Origin of the sequence: Actinomadura rubrobrunea NBRC 15275, assembly GCF_001552235.1 — a bacterium.
GTDB classification, from domain to species: domain Bacteria; phylum Actinomycetota; class Actinomycetes; order Streptosporangiales; family Streptosporangiaceae; genus Spirillospora; species Spirillospora viridilutea.
The window spans coordinates 24351-38485 of the sequence record NZ_BCQU01000025.1; the positions used below are offsets into that span (position 1 = coordinate 24351).

At 72.0% G+C, this 14135-nt stretch carries 17 protein-coding genes; 12 read left to right on the plus strand and 5 right to left on the minus strand.

Annotated elements, in window-relative coordinates; genetic code table 11:
- Positions 1-90 precede the first annotated feature (90 nt).
- Positions 91-912, plus strand: a complete 822-nt coding sequence (gene map, locus AR3_RS10380; protein WP_067912196.1) for a type I methionyl aminopeptidase — start codon at positions 91-93, stop codon at positions 910-912.
- Between the two features lie 19 nt (positions 913-931).
- Complete coding sequence (locus AR3_RS10385) at positions 932-1369, plus strand: DUF1707 SHOCT-like domain-containing protein (RefSeq protein WP_067912199.1); 438 nt, start codon at positions 932-934, stop codon at positions 1367-1369.
- 15 nt (positions 1370-1384) lie between these two features.
- On the opposite strand, the gene AR3_RS10390 is transcribed toward AR3_RS10385, so the two are convergent.
- Both AR3_RS10390 and AR3_RS10395 read right to left on the minus strand, forming a co-directional pair.
- Positions 1385-2197 carry a phosphodiesterase gene (locus AR3_RS10390; protein WP_067912203.1) on the minus strand — a complete coding sequence of 271 codons (813 nt, stop codon included), beginning with the start codon at positions 2195-2197 and terminating at the stop codon, positions 1385-1387.
- 266 nt (positions 2198-2463) lie between these two features.
- Positions 2464-3021 carry a hypothetical protein gene (locus AR3_RS10395; protein WP_067912206.1) on the minus strand — a complete coding sequence of 186 codons (558 nt, stop codon included), beginning with the start codon at positions 3019-3021 and terminating at the stop codon, positions 2464-2466.
- Between the two features lie 342 nt (positions 3022-3363).
- Between AR3_RS10395 and infA the strand changes: the two genes are divergently transcribed.
- From infA to truA, 8 genes are all read left to right on the plus strand, one after another.
- Positions 3364-3585 (plus strand): translation initiation factor IF-1, encoded by a 222-nt coding sequence (gene infA, locus AR3_RS10400; protein ID WP_067912209.1) that lies wholly within the window; start codon positions 3364-3366, stop codon positions 3583-3585.
- A 69-nt stretch (positions 3586-3654) separates the two neighbouring features.
- Complete coding sequence (gene rpmJ, locus AR3_RS10405; RefSeq protein WP_012854604.1) at positions 3655-3768, plus strand: 50S ribosomal protein L36; 114 nt, start codon at positions 3655-3657, stop codon at positions 3766-3768.
- A 251-nt stretch (positions 3769-4019) separates the two neighbouring features.
- Positions 4020-4400 carry a 30S ribosomal protein S13 gene (rpsM, locus tag AR3_RS10410; RefSeq protein WP_067912212.1) on the plus strand — a complete coding sequence of 127 codons (381 nt, stop codon included), beginning with the start codon at positions 4020-4022 and terminating at the stop codon, positions 4398-4400.
- A gap of 73 nt (positions 4401-4473) precedes the next feature.
- Complete coding sequence (rpsK, locus tag AR3_RS10415; RefSeq protein ID WP_067912217.1) at positions 4474-4875, plus strand: 30S ribosomal protein S11; 402 nt, start codon at positions 4474-4476, stop codon at positions 4873-4875.
- 24 nt (positions 4876-4899) lie between these two features.
- Positions 4900-5529 (plus strand): 30S ribosomal protein S4, encoded by a 630-nt coding sequence (rpsD, locus tag AR3_RS10420; RefSeq protein ID WP_067912221.1) that lies wholly within the window; start codon positions 4900-4902, stop codon positions 5527-5529.
- Between the two features lie 112 nt (positions 5530-5641).
- Positions 5642-6661: a DNA-directed RNA polymerase subunit alpha gene (locus tag AR3_RS10425; protein ID WP_067912224.1), complete on the plus strand. Its 1020-nt coding sequence runs from the start codon at positions 5642-5644 to the stop codon at positions 6659-6661.
- A 183-nt stretch (positions 6662-6844) separates the two neighbouring features.
- Positions 6845-7390: a 50S ribosomal protein L17 gene (gene rplQ, locus AR3_RS10430; RefSeq protein ID WP_067912227.1), complete on the plus strand. Its 546-nt coding sequence runs from the start codon at positions 6845-6847 to the stop codon at positions 7388-7390.
- 194 nt (positions 7391-7584) lie between these two features.
- Positions 7585-8487: a tRNA pseudouridine(38-40) synthase TruA gene (truA, locus tag AR3_RS10435; RefSeq protein WP_174545440.1), complete on the plus strand. Its 903-nt coding sequence runs from the start codon at positions 7585-7587 to the stop codon at positions 8485-8487.
- Between the two features lie 42 nt (positions 8488-8529).
- Here truA and AR3_RS10440 read toward each other — a convergent pair whose 3' ends face one another.
- From AR3_RS10440 to AR3_RS30425, 3 genes are all read right to left on the minus strand, one after another.
- Complete coding sequence (locus AR3_RS10440) at positions 8530-10347, minus strand: hypothetical protein (RefSeq protein WP_067912233.1); 1818 nt, start codon at positions 10345-10347, stop codon at positions 8530-8532.
- Positions 10348-10362: 15 nt separating this feature from the next.
- Positions 10363-11511 (minus strand): hypothetical protein, encoded by a 1149-nt coding sequence (locus AR3_RS10445; protein WP_067912235.1) that lies wholly within the window; start codon positions 11509-11511, stop codon positions 10363-10365.
- Between the two features lie 142 nt (positions 11512-11653).
- Positions 11654-12394: a CAP domain-containing protein gene (locus AR3_RS30425; protein WP_217998509.1), complete on the minus strand. Its 741-nt coding sequence runs from the start codon at positions 12392-12394 to the stop codon at positions 11654-11656.
- Between the two features lie 577 nt (positions 12395-12971).
- Between AR3_RS30425 and rplM the strand changes: the two genes are divergently transcribed.
- Both rplM and rpsI read left to right on the plus strand, forming a co-directional pair.
- The gene (gene rplM, locus AR3_RS10460) at positions 12972-13415 is read left to right on the plus strand and encodes a 50S ribosomal protein L13 (RefSeq protein WP_067912244.1); all 444 of its coding nucleotides are present in this window, start codon (positions 12972-12974) and stop codon (positions 13413-13415) included.
- Positions 13416-13580: 165 nt separating this feature from the next.
- Complete coding sequence (gene rpsI / locus AR3_RS10465; RefSeq protein WP_067912245.1) at positions 13581-14102, plus strand: 30S ribosomal protein S9; 522 nt, start codon at positions 13581-13583, stop codon at positions 14100-14102.
- The last annotated feature ends 33 nt before the right edge of the window (positions 14103-14135 follow it).

Below are 14135 nucleotides of genomic sequence, written 5' to 3' on the forward strand. Positions count from 1 at the left end.
ACGGCCGGGGACCGCACGGCCGAGGACCGTCCGTCCCCGAAGGTCAGCCCGGCGCGCTTGGCGGTCCCTGCGCGCGGCACAGGGAGTGGAATGTTCCGACGGCGTAGGCCCGCGATTCAGATCAAGACGCCCGAGCAGGTCGAGCTGATGCGCGAGGCGGGCCTGCTGGTGGCCCGCACGCTGGAGCTGCTGCGCGAGGCGGTCAAGCCGGGCATCACCACGATGGACCTGGACGCGCTGGCCGAGGCGCACATCCGCGACCACGGCGGCGTGCCCTCGTTCAAGGGCTACCACGGGTACCCGGCGACGATCTGCGCGTCGGTGAACGAGGAGGTCGTGCACGGCATCCCGCGGGCCGACAAGGAGCTGCGGGACGGCGACGTGATCTCCATCGACTGCGGCGCGATCGTGCGGGGCTGGCACGGCGACGCGGCGATCACCGTTCCGGTGGGGGAGATCTCCGCCGAGCGGCGCCGGCTGCTGGAGGTCACCGAGGCGGCCCTGTGGGCCGGTCTGGCGGCCGGAGTGGTGGGGGCGCACCTGACCGACATCTCCCACGCGATCGAGTCCCATATTCGCTCTCAGGGCCGCTACGGCATCGTCGAGGGCTACGGGGGCCACGGCATCGGCACTGAGATGCACATGGACCCGCTCATCGCCAACCACGGCGAGCCGGGGTACGGGCCGGTGCTGGAGGCGGGGATGTGCTTCGCGGTGGAGCCGATGGTCAACCTCGGCGGCAAGGAGACCCGGGAGCTGGCCGACGGCTGGACGGTGGTCACCGTGGACGGCAGCGTCTCGGCGCACTTCGAGCACACCTTCGCGGTGACGCCGCAGGGGCCGCGCGTGCTCACGGCCATTGACGAGGGCCGGGAGTGGTTGACGAAGCTGAGGGGTAAGACTTCCTCCTGACCGCCGTAAAGGGGCTGGCATGCCGCCGAACCCTGACATCCGCGCCTCCGACGCCGACCGCGACCGCGTCGCCGAACTGCTGCGCGAGCACTGCGCGCAGGGGCGGATCACCGTGGACGAGCTGAACGAGCGCTTGGAGGCCGTCTACGCGTCCCGGACGCTGGGGCAGCTGCAGGAGGTCACCGCGGACCTGCCCGAGGAGGACCTGTACGAGCTGCCCGTCCCCGCCTCGCAACGGGCCTCCGTGGAGCCCGTGCGCGTCCCGCCGGGCGTGCCGGCGCGCAAGCTCGACCGGACGCTGTGGGGGACGTGGGCCGTCGTCAGCGCCGTCAACTTCGTCGTCTGGCTGATCCTCGCGGTGACGGGGAACACCGTGTACCCGTGGTGGATCTGGGTGGCGGGGCCGTGGGGCGCGGTGCTGCTCGTCAACGGCCTCCTGCGCGGCCGCGGGCGCTGAGGCGCGCCCGCGGGCTCAGTCGACCTGCATGAGGGGCCGGTAGTCGCCCGAGGGGGCGAAGTGCGTGGTGGCCATGCCGTCGGAGACCAGGTGCACGGCGAACCCGGCGGGTTCCCCGGTGACCGCGGCGCGTCCGGGGCGGGTCATGTCGAGGTAGAGCTGCCGGTAGGTGCTGGGGCAGGTGGTGCTGACCGTGCCCGCCAGCGATCCGACCGTCCCGCGGTGCACGAGCCCGCTGATGACGCGCACGACCTGCCGGTGCCGGGCGATGACGTCGGCGAACGCGGCCGCGTCGGTGAACCCGATGTCGTCGACGAACCGGATGCCGACCGGGTGCGGCGGGTGGTACGTGGCGACGATGGTGGGCGTGTCGGGGGCCTCGGCGAGGGTGCGGTCGAGCCAGTCCAGCCGCCCGCCGTCCATGGCCCCGTACGACTGGCCGGGGACGGTGGTGTCGCAGCACACCAGGCGGGTTCCGGCCACGTCGACGGCGTACTGCACGGGGTCCTGCGGCCTGCGGCCGCTCGCGGCGATCGCCGGGTGGTCGCGGAACGCGGCGCGCAGGGCGTCGCGGTCGTCGTGGGCGCCGGGGAGCGGGTAGACGGCCATCGGCAGGGGGGACAGCAGCGCGTGCAGCCGTTCGTATTCGGCGGGCCGGCCGCCGTCGGCCAGGTCGCCGGTGAGCACCACGGCGTCGGGACGCGCGGGCAGCGACAGCAGGCTCGACACCGCCGCCCGCAGCGCCCGGACGGGCCCCGAGGCGTCGTCGACCGCGCCGTCCCGCCCGGCCGCCAGGTGGATGTCGCTGAGCTGCGCGATGATCGCCACTGATCTCCCCCTCCTTCCGGCACCCCGCGAGACGCCCGGACCGCCCGACGGGGTCCAGGCTCCCGTACCGGACACTTGTTGATCTTCGCCGCCGTCCGGGCGTTCTGTCGACTCGCTCTCGGGAGAGCTGAGTCACCCGCGGCGCGCTCCCGCGCCCGGGCCCGTAGGGGCGGCGCCGGCCGCGCCGAGCGCCCGGGGACGGCGCGCGACCCGCCGTCGGCGGGCGGGCGTCAGGGCGGCCGCGGCCGGTCGGACGGGGGCGCTCTTCAAGCGACCTCGGCGATGACGGCCGACAGGGCGGAGGTGACGTCCTCGGGGGCGGGGGCGACGTCGGGGACGACGTCGCGCAGCGCCAGCCAGCCGTTGATGGCCTGGGCGGTCGGCCGCGCCTCGCGCAGCTGCGGGTCGTCGATGCCGTACCAGGCGGCCACCTTCGACCACCGCCACAGCCGGTGCCCGGCCCGCGACATCTCCGCCGCCGGGAACCCGCCGGGTCCGCGCGCGCCGGTGATCGACAGGCGGACCGAGTCGGGGGAGCGGCCGACCCGTTCGGCGATGTCCCGGATGGTCAGCAGCGGATCGGCCTCCACGCGCTGCACCCGCAGGCCCGGCGCGGCCTCCTCCAGGTGCGCCACCACCTCCATGATCGCGGCGGCCAGCGTCGGCCCCTGCCAGGTGCACGAGGCGCTGCCGGGCCGCTCGGAGTGGTGCGGCTCGGTGGCGATCGACACGGTGACCAGACCGTGGGTGCGGTCGAACAGCGGGTCCAGCTCGTCCTCGGAGAAGGGACGGCTGAGGATCAGCGCGAAGTCATAGCTCGGCATGCCGAGCCCCTCTCCGTGCCCCGCGCGTCCCGCCTGTTGTCACGACCGACGCTCCTTTGAAGCCCGCCCACCAGCCCCCATCAGCGACGCCTCCCTCAAGGGTTCCTCAAGGAAAGGTACAACGCGCGGGCCGCTGTATGCTTGAACGGCAGCGGTCTCCAGGGCCCAAACACGCGCTCGTTTCGCATTCGCGGTCCAGGTGCCGTAGACTCCTATGTCGGTCCACTTCCGGCCGCCGTTTCCCATGCCTCAGTGCCTCTGGCGCCTTGGCGACGGGCCGCGGCCATGCGCCGGACGGCGCCGGGCCGTATCCGATGAACCGATCAGCGAAGCGCGGAGGACATGCCCAAGAAAGAAGGGGCCATCGAGATCGAGGGCACCGTCGTCGAGTCCCTCCCGAACGCCATGTTCCGAGTGGAGCTGGACAACGGGCACAAGGTGCTCGCCCACATCAGCGGCAAGATGCGGATGCACTACATCCGGATCCTGCCGGACGACCGCGTCGTCGTGGAGCTGAGCCCCTACGACCTCACGCGCGGTCGGATCGTCTACCGCTACAAGTGAACCAGTCCCACTGAGGTTGCCTCTCCCGTGCGCGGCGGCGCGGGGGTGACCCTGGCAGTAGGAGACCCAGTGAAGGTCAAGCCGAGCGTCAAGAAGATCTGCAACAAGTGCCGGGTGATCCGGCGCCACGGCCGGGTCATGGTCATCTGCGAGGACCCGCGGCACAAGCAGCGTCAGGGCTGACGCCCGGGCGTGTCGCCCCGGGACGGGGCGGCCGCCGAGGACGGCCCGACAATCGAAGACAGCGCAGCGCGAGCCTTCACACTCCAGCCGTACGTCTCGCCGGGACGCTCCCCTGGGAGCCCCTGGAGGGTCGTACGGCATGGTCGTGTGAAGGGACCACCCCCGGACGGAGGCCGGGGCCGCCACCCGGGCAGGGTGTGAGCGGGACGCGCTGCGTCGACACCTCCGCGACAAGGAAAGGAACTGCCCAGATGGCACGCCTTTTGGGCGTCGACCTCCCGCGCGACAAGCGCGTGGAGATCGCTCTCACCTACATCTTCGGCATCGGCCGGACGCGCGCGAAGGAGACCCTGAGCGCCACCGGGATCAACCCGGACCTGCGCGTCCACCAGCTCGGCGACGACGAGCTGGTCAAGCTCCGCGACTGGATCGAGGCCAACTACAAGGTCGAAGGCGACCTGCGCCGGGAGATCCAGGCCGACATCCGCCGGAAGATCGAGATCGGGTGCTACCAGGGCATCCGCCACCGCCGCGGACTGCCCGTGCGCGGCCAGCGCACGCAGACCAACGCGCGCACCCGCAAGGGCAAGAAGAAGACGGTGGCCGGAAAGAAGAAGGCCGGCAAGAAGTAAGCAGCCGTCCGGTGCCCCGCCCTCGCGCAGGGCCGGGAGTCCGGATCGATGACCTCAGGAGTAGAGAGAGCAGATGCCTCCCAAGAGCCGCGCCGGCGCCAAGAAGGTGCGCCGCAAGGAGAAGAAGAACGTCGCGCACGGCCACGCGCACATCAAGAGCACGTTCAACAACACCATCGTCTCGATCACCGACCCGAACGGCAACGTGATCTCCTGGGCCTCGTCGGGCCACGTGGGCTTCAAGGGCTCGCGCAAGTCGACCCCGTACGCCGCCCAGCAGGCGGCCGAGGCCGCCGCCCGCCGCGCCATGGAGCACGGCATGCGCAAGGTGGACGTGTTCGTCAAGGGCCCGGGCTCGGGCCGCGAGACCGCCATCCGGTCGCTGCAGGCCACCGGCCTGGAGGTGGGCTCGATCCAGGACGTCACGCCCGTTCCGCACAACGGCTGCCGGCCGCCCAAGCGCCGTCGCGTCTGAGGCAGGCAGAGGAGATCAGGAGAGATGGCTCGTTACACCGGCGCCGACTGCAAGCTCTGCCGGCGCGAGAAGATGAAGCTGTTCCTCAAGGGCAGCAAGTGCATGGGTCCCAAGTGCCCGATCGAGATCCGGCCCTACCCGCCGGGCGAGCACGGCCGGGGCCGTCCCAAGGAGACCGAGTACCTGCTCCAGCTGCGCGAGAAGCAGAAGGCCAAGCGCATCTACGGCGTGCTGGAGAAGCAGTTCAGCAACTACTACGTCGAGGCCAACCGGCAGGGCGGCAAGACGGGTGAGAACCTGCTGCGCCTGCTGGAGCGCCGCCTCGACAACGTGGTCTACCGGGCGGGCTTCGCCAAGTCCCGGGACATGGCCCGGCAGCTGATCCGCCACGGTCACTTCCTGGTCAACGGCAAGAAGGTCAACATCCCCTCGTACCTGGTCAGCGAGGCCGACATCGTCGAGGTCCGGCAGAAGTCGCTGCCGCTGGCCCCGTTCGAGGTCGCCCGCGCCGAGGCCGGCGAGCGCCAGGTCCCGGCCTGGCTGGGGGTGCAGACCGAGGGCCGGATGCGGATCTTCGTGCACGCGCTGCCGGTCCGCCAGCAGATCGACGCTCCCGTCCAGGAGCAGCTGATCGTCGAGCTCTACTCCAAGTAAGGGCTCGCCTCGGGTCCGCGCCGGACCAGCGGCCCGGCGCGGGCCCGGCCCATCGGGGTACCACTGCAACGCGGTCGTCATATAGCGGGCACCGCGGAAAGAAGGTTCTGACATGCTCATCGCTCAGCGTCCCACCCTCACCGAGGAGCAGGTCGACGAGTACCGGTCGCGGTTCACCATCGAGCCGCTGGAGCCGGGCTTCGGCTACACGATCGGCAACTCGCTGCGCCGCACCCTGCTGTCCTCGATCCCCGGCGCCGCCGTCACCAGCATCCGCATCGAGGGGGTGCTGCACGAGTTCTCCACCGTCCCGGGGGTCAAGGAGGACGTCACCGACATCATCCTGAACCTCAAGGAGCTGGTCGTCTCCTCCGAGCACGACGAGCCGGTGGTGATGTACCTGCGCAAGCAGGGCCCGGGCGAGGTGACCGCGGCCGACATCGCGCCGCCGGCGGGGGTCGAGGTGCACAACCCCGACCTGCACATCGCCACGCTGAACAGCAAGGCGAAGCTGGAGATGGAGCTGACGGTCGAGCGCGGCCGCGGCTACGTCTCGGCGGCCCAGAACAAGCAGCCGGGCCAGGAGATCGGCCGGATCCCGATCGACTCGATCTACTCGCCCGTCCTGAAGGTCACCTACAAGGTCGAGGCGACCCGCGTCGAGCAGCGCACCGACTTCGACCGGCTCATCCTGGACGTGGAGACCAAGCCCGCCATGCTGCCGCGCGACGCGGTGGCGTCGGCCGGCAAGACCCTGGTCGAGCTGTTCGGGCTGGCCCGCGAGCTCAACGTCGAGGCCGAGGGCATCGACATGGGCCCGTCCCCGACCGACGCGGCCCTGGCCGCCGACCTCGCGCTGCCGATCGAGGAGCTCAACCTGACGGTGCGCTCCTACAACTGCCTCAAGCGCGAGGGCATCCACTCGGTCGGCGAGCTGGTCGCCCGCAGCGAGCAGGACCTGCTCGACATCCGCAACTTCGGCGCCAAGTCCATCGAGGAGGTCAAGCAGAAGCTGGCCGACATGGGCCTGTCGCTGAAGGACTCCCCGCCCGGGTTCGACCCGAGCACGGCCGCGGACACCTACCACGGCGGCGACGACGACTCCAGCTACGCCGAGACCGAGCAGTACTGATCCGCGTCACCGATCCGTGACCGATCCCCGTTCCGACGGGGCGGGACGCGGGCCCGTCCACCGCGGTGGCCGGACCCGCGTCCCGGCATACCGGTAACCGATACGACGATCCCGCCGCGTGCTCCACGACGGCGGGCGACTGACGCCGGTACCTGATACGGCCGGCGCAGGAAGGACACGACGATGCCCAAGCCCACCAAGGGTCCCCGCCTCGGCGGCAGCCCCGCGCACCAGCGGCTCATCCTGGCCAACCTGGCCACGGCGCTGTTCGAGCACGGGCGCATCACCACCACCGAGGCCAAGGCCCGGCGGGTGCGCCCGCTGGCGGAGAGGCTGATCACCAAGGCCAAGAAGGGCGATCTGCACAACCGCCGCCAGGTGCTGCGGGTCATCCGGGACAAGAGCGTGGTGCACGAGCTGTTCACCGAGATCGCGCCGCGCTACCAGAACCGCCCCGGCGGCTACACCCGGATCACCAAGATCGGTCCGCGGCGCGGCGACAACGCGCCCATGGCCGTGATCGAGCTGGTGCAGGAGCCGATGGCCGCGTCCACCGGCACCGCCCCGGCGGCGAAGCCGGCCGAGAAGAAGGCCGAGGAGAAGACCGAGGAGAAGGCCGACCTGACCAAGGGCGAGGCCGCCGAGTCCGCGGACGAGGCGAAGGAGGAGGCCGCGTCGGAGGTCGAGGCCAAGGACGAGGCCAAGGAGTCCGAGGGCGACGCCAAGTGAGCCGTCGCTGACCAGGGCGTTCCCGCGTTCGGGGACGTGGTCGGCCGGTTCTCGGCGACATTGTGCGGGCCCGCCGCCCCGCTACGGGACGGCGGGCCCGATCTTTGCCAGACTGGATCTATGGTCAGGTCAGGCGAGGTGTATTCGACCGGGAGAAGCGATCGGCAGCGTTGGACAAGGACACTCAGCCTGACATGACCGCATTGGTACGGCTCCGTCTCGACATCAGCTACGACGGGAGCGATTTCGCGGGCTGGGCGCGTCAGCCCGGGCAGCGCACCGTCCAGGGCGTCATCGAGGACGCGTTGGCGCGCGTGCTGCGCCTGGACCCGGCTCCGGTGCTGACCGTCGCCGGGCGCACGGACGCCGGCGTGCACGCGCGCGGCCAGGTCGCCCACGTGGTCGTTCCGCACGCCGCCTACACGGCCGTCAACGGGACCCTGCCGCGCAGGTTGGCGGGCGTGCTGCCGCCGGATGTGCGGGTGTGGCGCATCGCTCCGGCGCCCGACACCTTCGACGCGCGCTTCTCGGCGCTGTCGCGCCGGTACGAGTACCGGGTGTGCGACGACCCGGTGGGCGTCGAGCCGCTGCGCCGCCGGGATGTGCTCTGGCATCCGCGCCCGCTCAATTTGGACCGTATGAACGCCGCGTGCGCGCTGCTGCTGGGCGAGCACGACTTCGCCGCGTACTGCCGTCGGCGCGAGGGCGCGACCACCATCCGCAAGCTCCTCAGGTACGAGTGGACGCGCGAGGAGCCCCGCCTGGCCGTGGCCACCGTCGAGGCCGACGCGTTCTGCCACTCCATGGTGCGCGCCCTGGTGGGGGCGCTGCTGATGGTGGGGGACGGGCGCCGCGACATCGAGTGGCCGGCCCAGGTGCTGGCGGCCGGGGTGCGCGACTCCTCGGTGAACGTCGCGCCCGCGCACGGGTTGTCGCTGGAGGAGATCCGCTACCCCGACGCCGGCGACTTCGCCCGGCGGGCCCAGGAGACGCGGCGCGTCCGCACCCTCAACGCCACCGGCGGCGGCAGCGCTCCGGCGGAGGCGGCGGGCGAAGGCGCCGACGCGAGCGAGTCGTCCTCCGCGCGCGTCTCCTAGGCCGCGTCCGCGGCCGGGACCGCCCGCTCGGCGGGCGGTGCGCTACGGGCGTCGTTTGGCGCGCGCGTCGATGGGGCGCACGGCGTAGTCGATGAACTGGTGCGCCACCTGCTGCAGCATGTCGCCCGGCTGGGGCCGTTTGCCGTTGGCGTACTGGGCGTAGGCGTAGATGATGTATCGGCCGCGCACGGTGGAGGCCGCGTAACCGCCCGCCCGGTCGATGTCCCGGGACCGCGAGCCCGCCATGCCGCGGAACCATTCGTACCGGCTCGGGTCCCCGGCGCGGCTCACCTTGAGAGCGATGTTCCGGTTGGGCAGCACCGCGACGCCGGACGTGACGGCAATGGACCGCTTCCGGTCCAGGAACGTGACGCGGACGACGCTGGTGCATCCGCCGCGCTGCAGGGCCTTGGCCATGGCGCCGCGCGCGGTCAGGGTGCACTGGTGGTTGACCGAGGCCTTGTCCTGCACATAGACGCGGCCGCCCAGAGTGATGGTCTTGGACGGGAAGACCTCGATGAGCGCCAGCGGCTTGGGGTCGGTCTTGACGTTGTTGATGCTCGCCTGCGGCGGCAGCGCCGGCGTCGTCGGGGTGGCGGGCCGCGAGGGCGGCGGCGTCGACGGCGGTTGCGCGGCCGCCGGGGTGCGGGCGGTCGACGCGGCCTTGCGGCCGTCATCGGATGTGCCGCCGGCCAACGCGAACACGCCCGCGGCGACGATCGCCGCACCGGCGACGCCGCCGACGGCCAGCAGGGCCTTGCGGCGGCCGCCCTTACCGTCGCCGGACGGGGACGCGCCCGCGGGGACGTGGGCGACGGGGAGCGTCTGCGTCGACCCGTCGAAGGACGGTCCGCCCTGGGCGGGGAGCGCCGGCGTGACGACCGTGGGGGCGTCCGAGGACATCTCGTGGCCGGGGGCGGGCGTGTCCGGGATCGGCGCCTCCGTTCGAGGAAGCGGTGCGGTGTCGTCGCCGGCTGGTCCGTCGCCGGAGGCCGATGCGAGGGCGGGCGGCGGCGTCTGGACTGTCGCGTCGTTCGCGGCGGTGCGGTCGGATTCTTCGGGCCGACCGGGGGCGCCGGTCGGCGCGGCATCGGAGGGCCGGTCCGGCTCGGCCGCGCTGGGGGCGTCGTCCGTCTTCCCGGTGTCCGCGGGCTTCTCGCCCGTGGCCCTTCCGCCCGTGGCGCCGGCGTCAGCAGTGCCGTCGTCCGCAGTGCCGTCGTCCGCAGCCCGGTCCGCTGCGGCCGCGTCGCCCTCGGGCTTACCGTCCGCGGGCATGTCGTCGAGACGAATGCGCGGAATGCCGTCGGACGCGGTGTCCGCGGCGGGCGGCGTGGACGGCGAGGCGATCGGTTCGGCGGGAACGGCGCCGCGGGTGTCGACGCTCGGAACGCCGACGCCCGCCACCAGCGTGCCCGGCGCCGGGTTTGGAGCGGTCCCCGCCGGGTCGGAGCCGGGCTCGGACGGCTCGGTCGCGTCCGCCTTCGGCTCGTCCTCGGCCCCGGATCGGGCCTGCTGGTCCGACTCGTCCTCGTCGGCGGCCCACCAGGGACGCTGGATCAGGAACGGAGGCAGCCCGATGGTGCCGGGCTTGCCGGCGGGACCCTCCTCGGAGGTCTTCTCGGAGCGCTCTGGGGAGGCCTGCGCGGACGGTGTCTCGGACTCGTCCTCGGCGGGGGCGCTGCCGGCGGGGGCGTCGGCGACGGAGGAGTCGGTGACGGGGGAGTCGGTGACGGGGGAGTCGGTGGCGGGCTCGTCGTCGCCAGGGTCGGCGTTGCCGAAACTGGGCGGCGCCGCGGAGGCGGGGGCGGGGGGCGCACCCGTCTCGGCAGCCGAATCCCTGGTCTCGTGAGGTCCAGACATAAGAAGTGAGGGTATTCAGTTCCGGAAGGGCTTCCCCTCGGTCGCCCGGTAGGCCAGGGCGAAGCTGAGGTTGCTGTTCTTGATGACCTGGCGGCCGAAGACGGTGACGGCCGGGTGGGACGCCTCCGGGATCTTCTTTCCGTCGGGGCGCTGGACCCAGGTCATCACCAGGTAGTGGCCGCGGGCCTCGGCGGTGCCGAGGGCCTCGCCCTTGCCGATCTTCTTGGTGATGCCCGGGCCGGGCAGGGGCCGCAGCGCGGAGCTCTTGGCGCTCGCGGCCTTGGCGGCGACCTTGGCGGCCGCGTCGGTGCGCAGGTTGAACACCCCGACCGAGCCGATGAGCGCGCCGTCGCCCCGCACGTAGGTGGCGCGCAGCGCCTGCGAGCAGCCGCCCTTGCGCAGGGCGCTGACCAGGGCGGTGCCGGTCACCGCGTCGGCGCAGTCGCGCTTGGCGTGCCAGGCGACCCGGCCGTACTTCTCGCCGCCCGCGGTGAAGGTGCGCTTGCCGAAGATCTCGTTGAGCGTGAGCGGGGCGGGGTCGGTGGTGCGGCTCTTGAGCTTCACCGGCTCCAGCGGGGGGACGGTCGGGGACGCGGGGGGCGTCGAGGCGGCCTGCGTCGGCGTCGTCGGGGCGGCGGCGGGCTTGGCCCCGGAGTCGTCCTCCAGCATGGAGGACACCAGGAAGCCGCCGCCGACCAGCAGCAGCCCGGCGACCGCCGCGCCGACGGTGATCAGCACGGGGTGGGGGCGGCGCTGCCGCGGCGTGTCCGGGCCGTCCGGGGCGCCGGCGTCGCCCGGGCCGCCGGGACCGGGCCCGAACGCGGCGGACTCGCCGTTCGGTCCCGCTCCCGGCGGCTCCCCGAACCCTTGGTCGAAGCCCGGGTGGTAGGCCTGGGTCTCTCCCGGGGCGCCGTGCGGTCCCGGGCCCTGCGGGGCCTGCTCGAAGGACGGCATGGTCTGGGTTCCGGACGGACCGCCCTGCTGCGGCGCCGAGGCCTGCCAGGGGTCGTCTCTCCACGGCTCGTCCTTCCAGGGGTCGCCGTCCCAGGAGGGCGTGCCGTCCGAGACCGCCTCGGGCCGCTCCGGTGCGGGACCGTACGGCGTGAACGGCGGCTGCGCGGACGCTCGGCCGCCGGATTTGCCTTGATCGCCCGGATAACCCATGGCTTGGACCTTACCGTTCCCTTCGTCGTGCCTCCGGAGCCGCGGGAAAGCGCTCGGGACTTTCGGACCACCTACCTTGACATGGGGGCGAACCGGACGTCGCCGGTTTGCGGAAGGACCCGTCGGGAGGGACGGGCCGCCGTCACCGGCCGAAGTCCTGCGTCCAGTACGGTCCGCGCGGGCTCTTGGCCACGCCGACGCCGATGGTGCGCAGGCTGCAGTCGAGGATGTTGCGCCGGTGCCCCGGGCTGTTCATCCAGCCCTTCATGACCGCCTCGGGCGAGGAGTATCCCATGGCGATGTTCTCGGCCGCGGGGTTCGGGTATCCGGCCGCCCTCATGCGCTCGAAGGGGTCGGTGCCGTCCCGGGAGTCGTGCGAGAAGTAGTTGTTCGCCGCCATGTCCGCCGAGTGCTTGCGGGCGGCGGCGACCAGTCGGTCGTCCACCTTCAGGGCGCTGCAGCCCGCCTTGGCCCGCTCCTGGTTGGTGAGCGTGACCACGGCGCTCTCATCGCTGGTCAGCGAGCCGGACGAGTCCGAGTCGGACGAGCCCGACCCGGAGGAGCCCGAGCCGGAACCGGACCCGGACGACGGCGCGCCGTCGTCGTCGCTCTCGGAGGGCGACGAGCTCGGCTGCGACGAGGGGTCCTTCGGCCACTTGATGTGCTTGCGCTCCAGGGGAGGCGGGCTCTGGTCCCACTTCTCCTGCCACCGCTGCTTCCACCAGTCGGACGAGGGGCTCTCGCCCTGGGCGGGGGCGCCGCCCCGGTGCCAGCTGTGCGAGGCGCGCGGCTTCGGCCCGAACGCGGTCGACGCGCTGGCGTTCTCCGCGTCCAGGTCGGGCTGCATGGCGTGCTGGAGCGCGACGCCCGTGCCGAAGGCCATGGCCGACGCGGTGACCGCCGCGGCGAGGACGGCGATCTTCTTGCCCGCGCGGCCTTTCCGGCGCGCCTGCGGGGCGGAGGAGGCGGAGGGCGGCCGGTGCGGCCGTCCGGAGGGATGACGGGGGTCGTCTGGCTGTCGTGTCGCTCGGGGAGTGTTCAGCGGGGGCTCCCTTGGGTCGGGCCGGCGGCGCCGGCGGTGCCTACCAGATGGCACGGCACCATAGCCCCAAAAATTGGGATAAGACTCCTCAAGTCTGGCAAATTTTACCTGGTCACCGGGGGTGAAACGATCGACACGGACCCCGCCAGGATGTGCGCGGACCTGCCCGAACTCACCTGTCATAAGGTCGGACCGGGGCCCTGAGCGGGGCGCGACGGCGTCCACGGCGTCCGACTGGTCGAGGCACCCTCGCGCGTAAGGCATACTGGAGGGTGGCGGGGCTGCACGACGTTCCCGCTTTTGACCCGTGCCCGCGAGGCTCGATATTCTGCGGGTTCGTTGTGTCTTTGCTGTGCCTGTCTGATGGCGGGCCAACGCAACCGCTGAGAAGTCGACGAGGAAACGAAGGTCTACGACCGTGCGCACGTACACCCCTAAGCCCACTGACGTGCAGCGTCAGTGGTACGTCATCGATGCGACCGATGTCGTGCTGGGTCGGCTCGCCAGTCAGGTCGCGCAGCTGCTTCGGGGTAAGCACAAGCCGATCTACGCGCCGCACTTGGACACCGGTGACTTCGTCATCGTCGTGAACGCCGAGAAGGTCGCGCTGACGGGCAACAAGCGCCAGCAGAAGCGCGCCTACCGGCACTCCGGCTACCCGGGCGGCCTGCGCTCGATCGCCTACAGCGACCTTCTGGACAAGCACCCTGAGCGCGCGGTCGAGAAGGCGATCAAGGGCATGCTGCCGAAGAACTCGCTCGGCCGGAAGATGTTCCGCAAGGTCAAGGTGTACCGCGGCCCCGAGCACCCGCACCAGGCGCAGAAGCCGATCCCGTTCGAGATCACGCAGATCGAGCAGTGACCCCGTAACCGTCCAGCGCCCGCCGGACGGTAACGCTCATTCACGGTGGATCCGGGCCGAGCGCGCCGATCCGCCGGTCGGTCGCCGAAACCGATTCCGTGGCCGCCGGGGCACCCGAAGACCGACCGGGCCCGCCGCCCTGGCCAGAAGACCCTTGGAGAATCCGTGGACGAGTCCACCGGCTTGGAGACGCCCGCCGAGGGCGTCGCGTACGACTCCTACGACGAGGACGTCCCGTCGGAGTACAGCACCGAGACCCCGCAGGCCGCCGAGGCCGGCTACCTCGGCCAGCCGGTGGCGGCCGGCCCGGCCGCCGGCACCGGCCGTCGCAAGAAGGCCATCGCGCGGGTGCGGATCGTCCCGGGCAGCGGCAACTGGAAGATCAACGGGCGCACCCTCGACCAGTACTTCCCCAACAAGGTGCACCAGCAGCTCGTGAACGAGCCGTTCGTGCTGCTGGGCCTGGACGGCCAGTTCGACGTGCTGGCGCGGGTCAACGGCGGCGGCGTCAGCGGGCAGGCGGGCGCGCTGCGCCTCGGCATCTCCCGGGCGCTGCAGGTCGCCAACCCCGACCACCGTCCGGCGCTGAAGAAGGCCGGCTTCCTGACCCGCGACGCGCGGTCCACCGAGCGCAAGAAGGCCGGTCTGAAGAAGGCCCGCAAGGCGCCGCAGTACAGCAAGCGCTGATCGTCAACGGTGCGAGCCGTCGCACCCCGCACG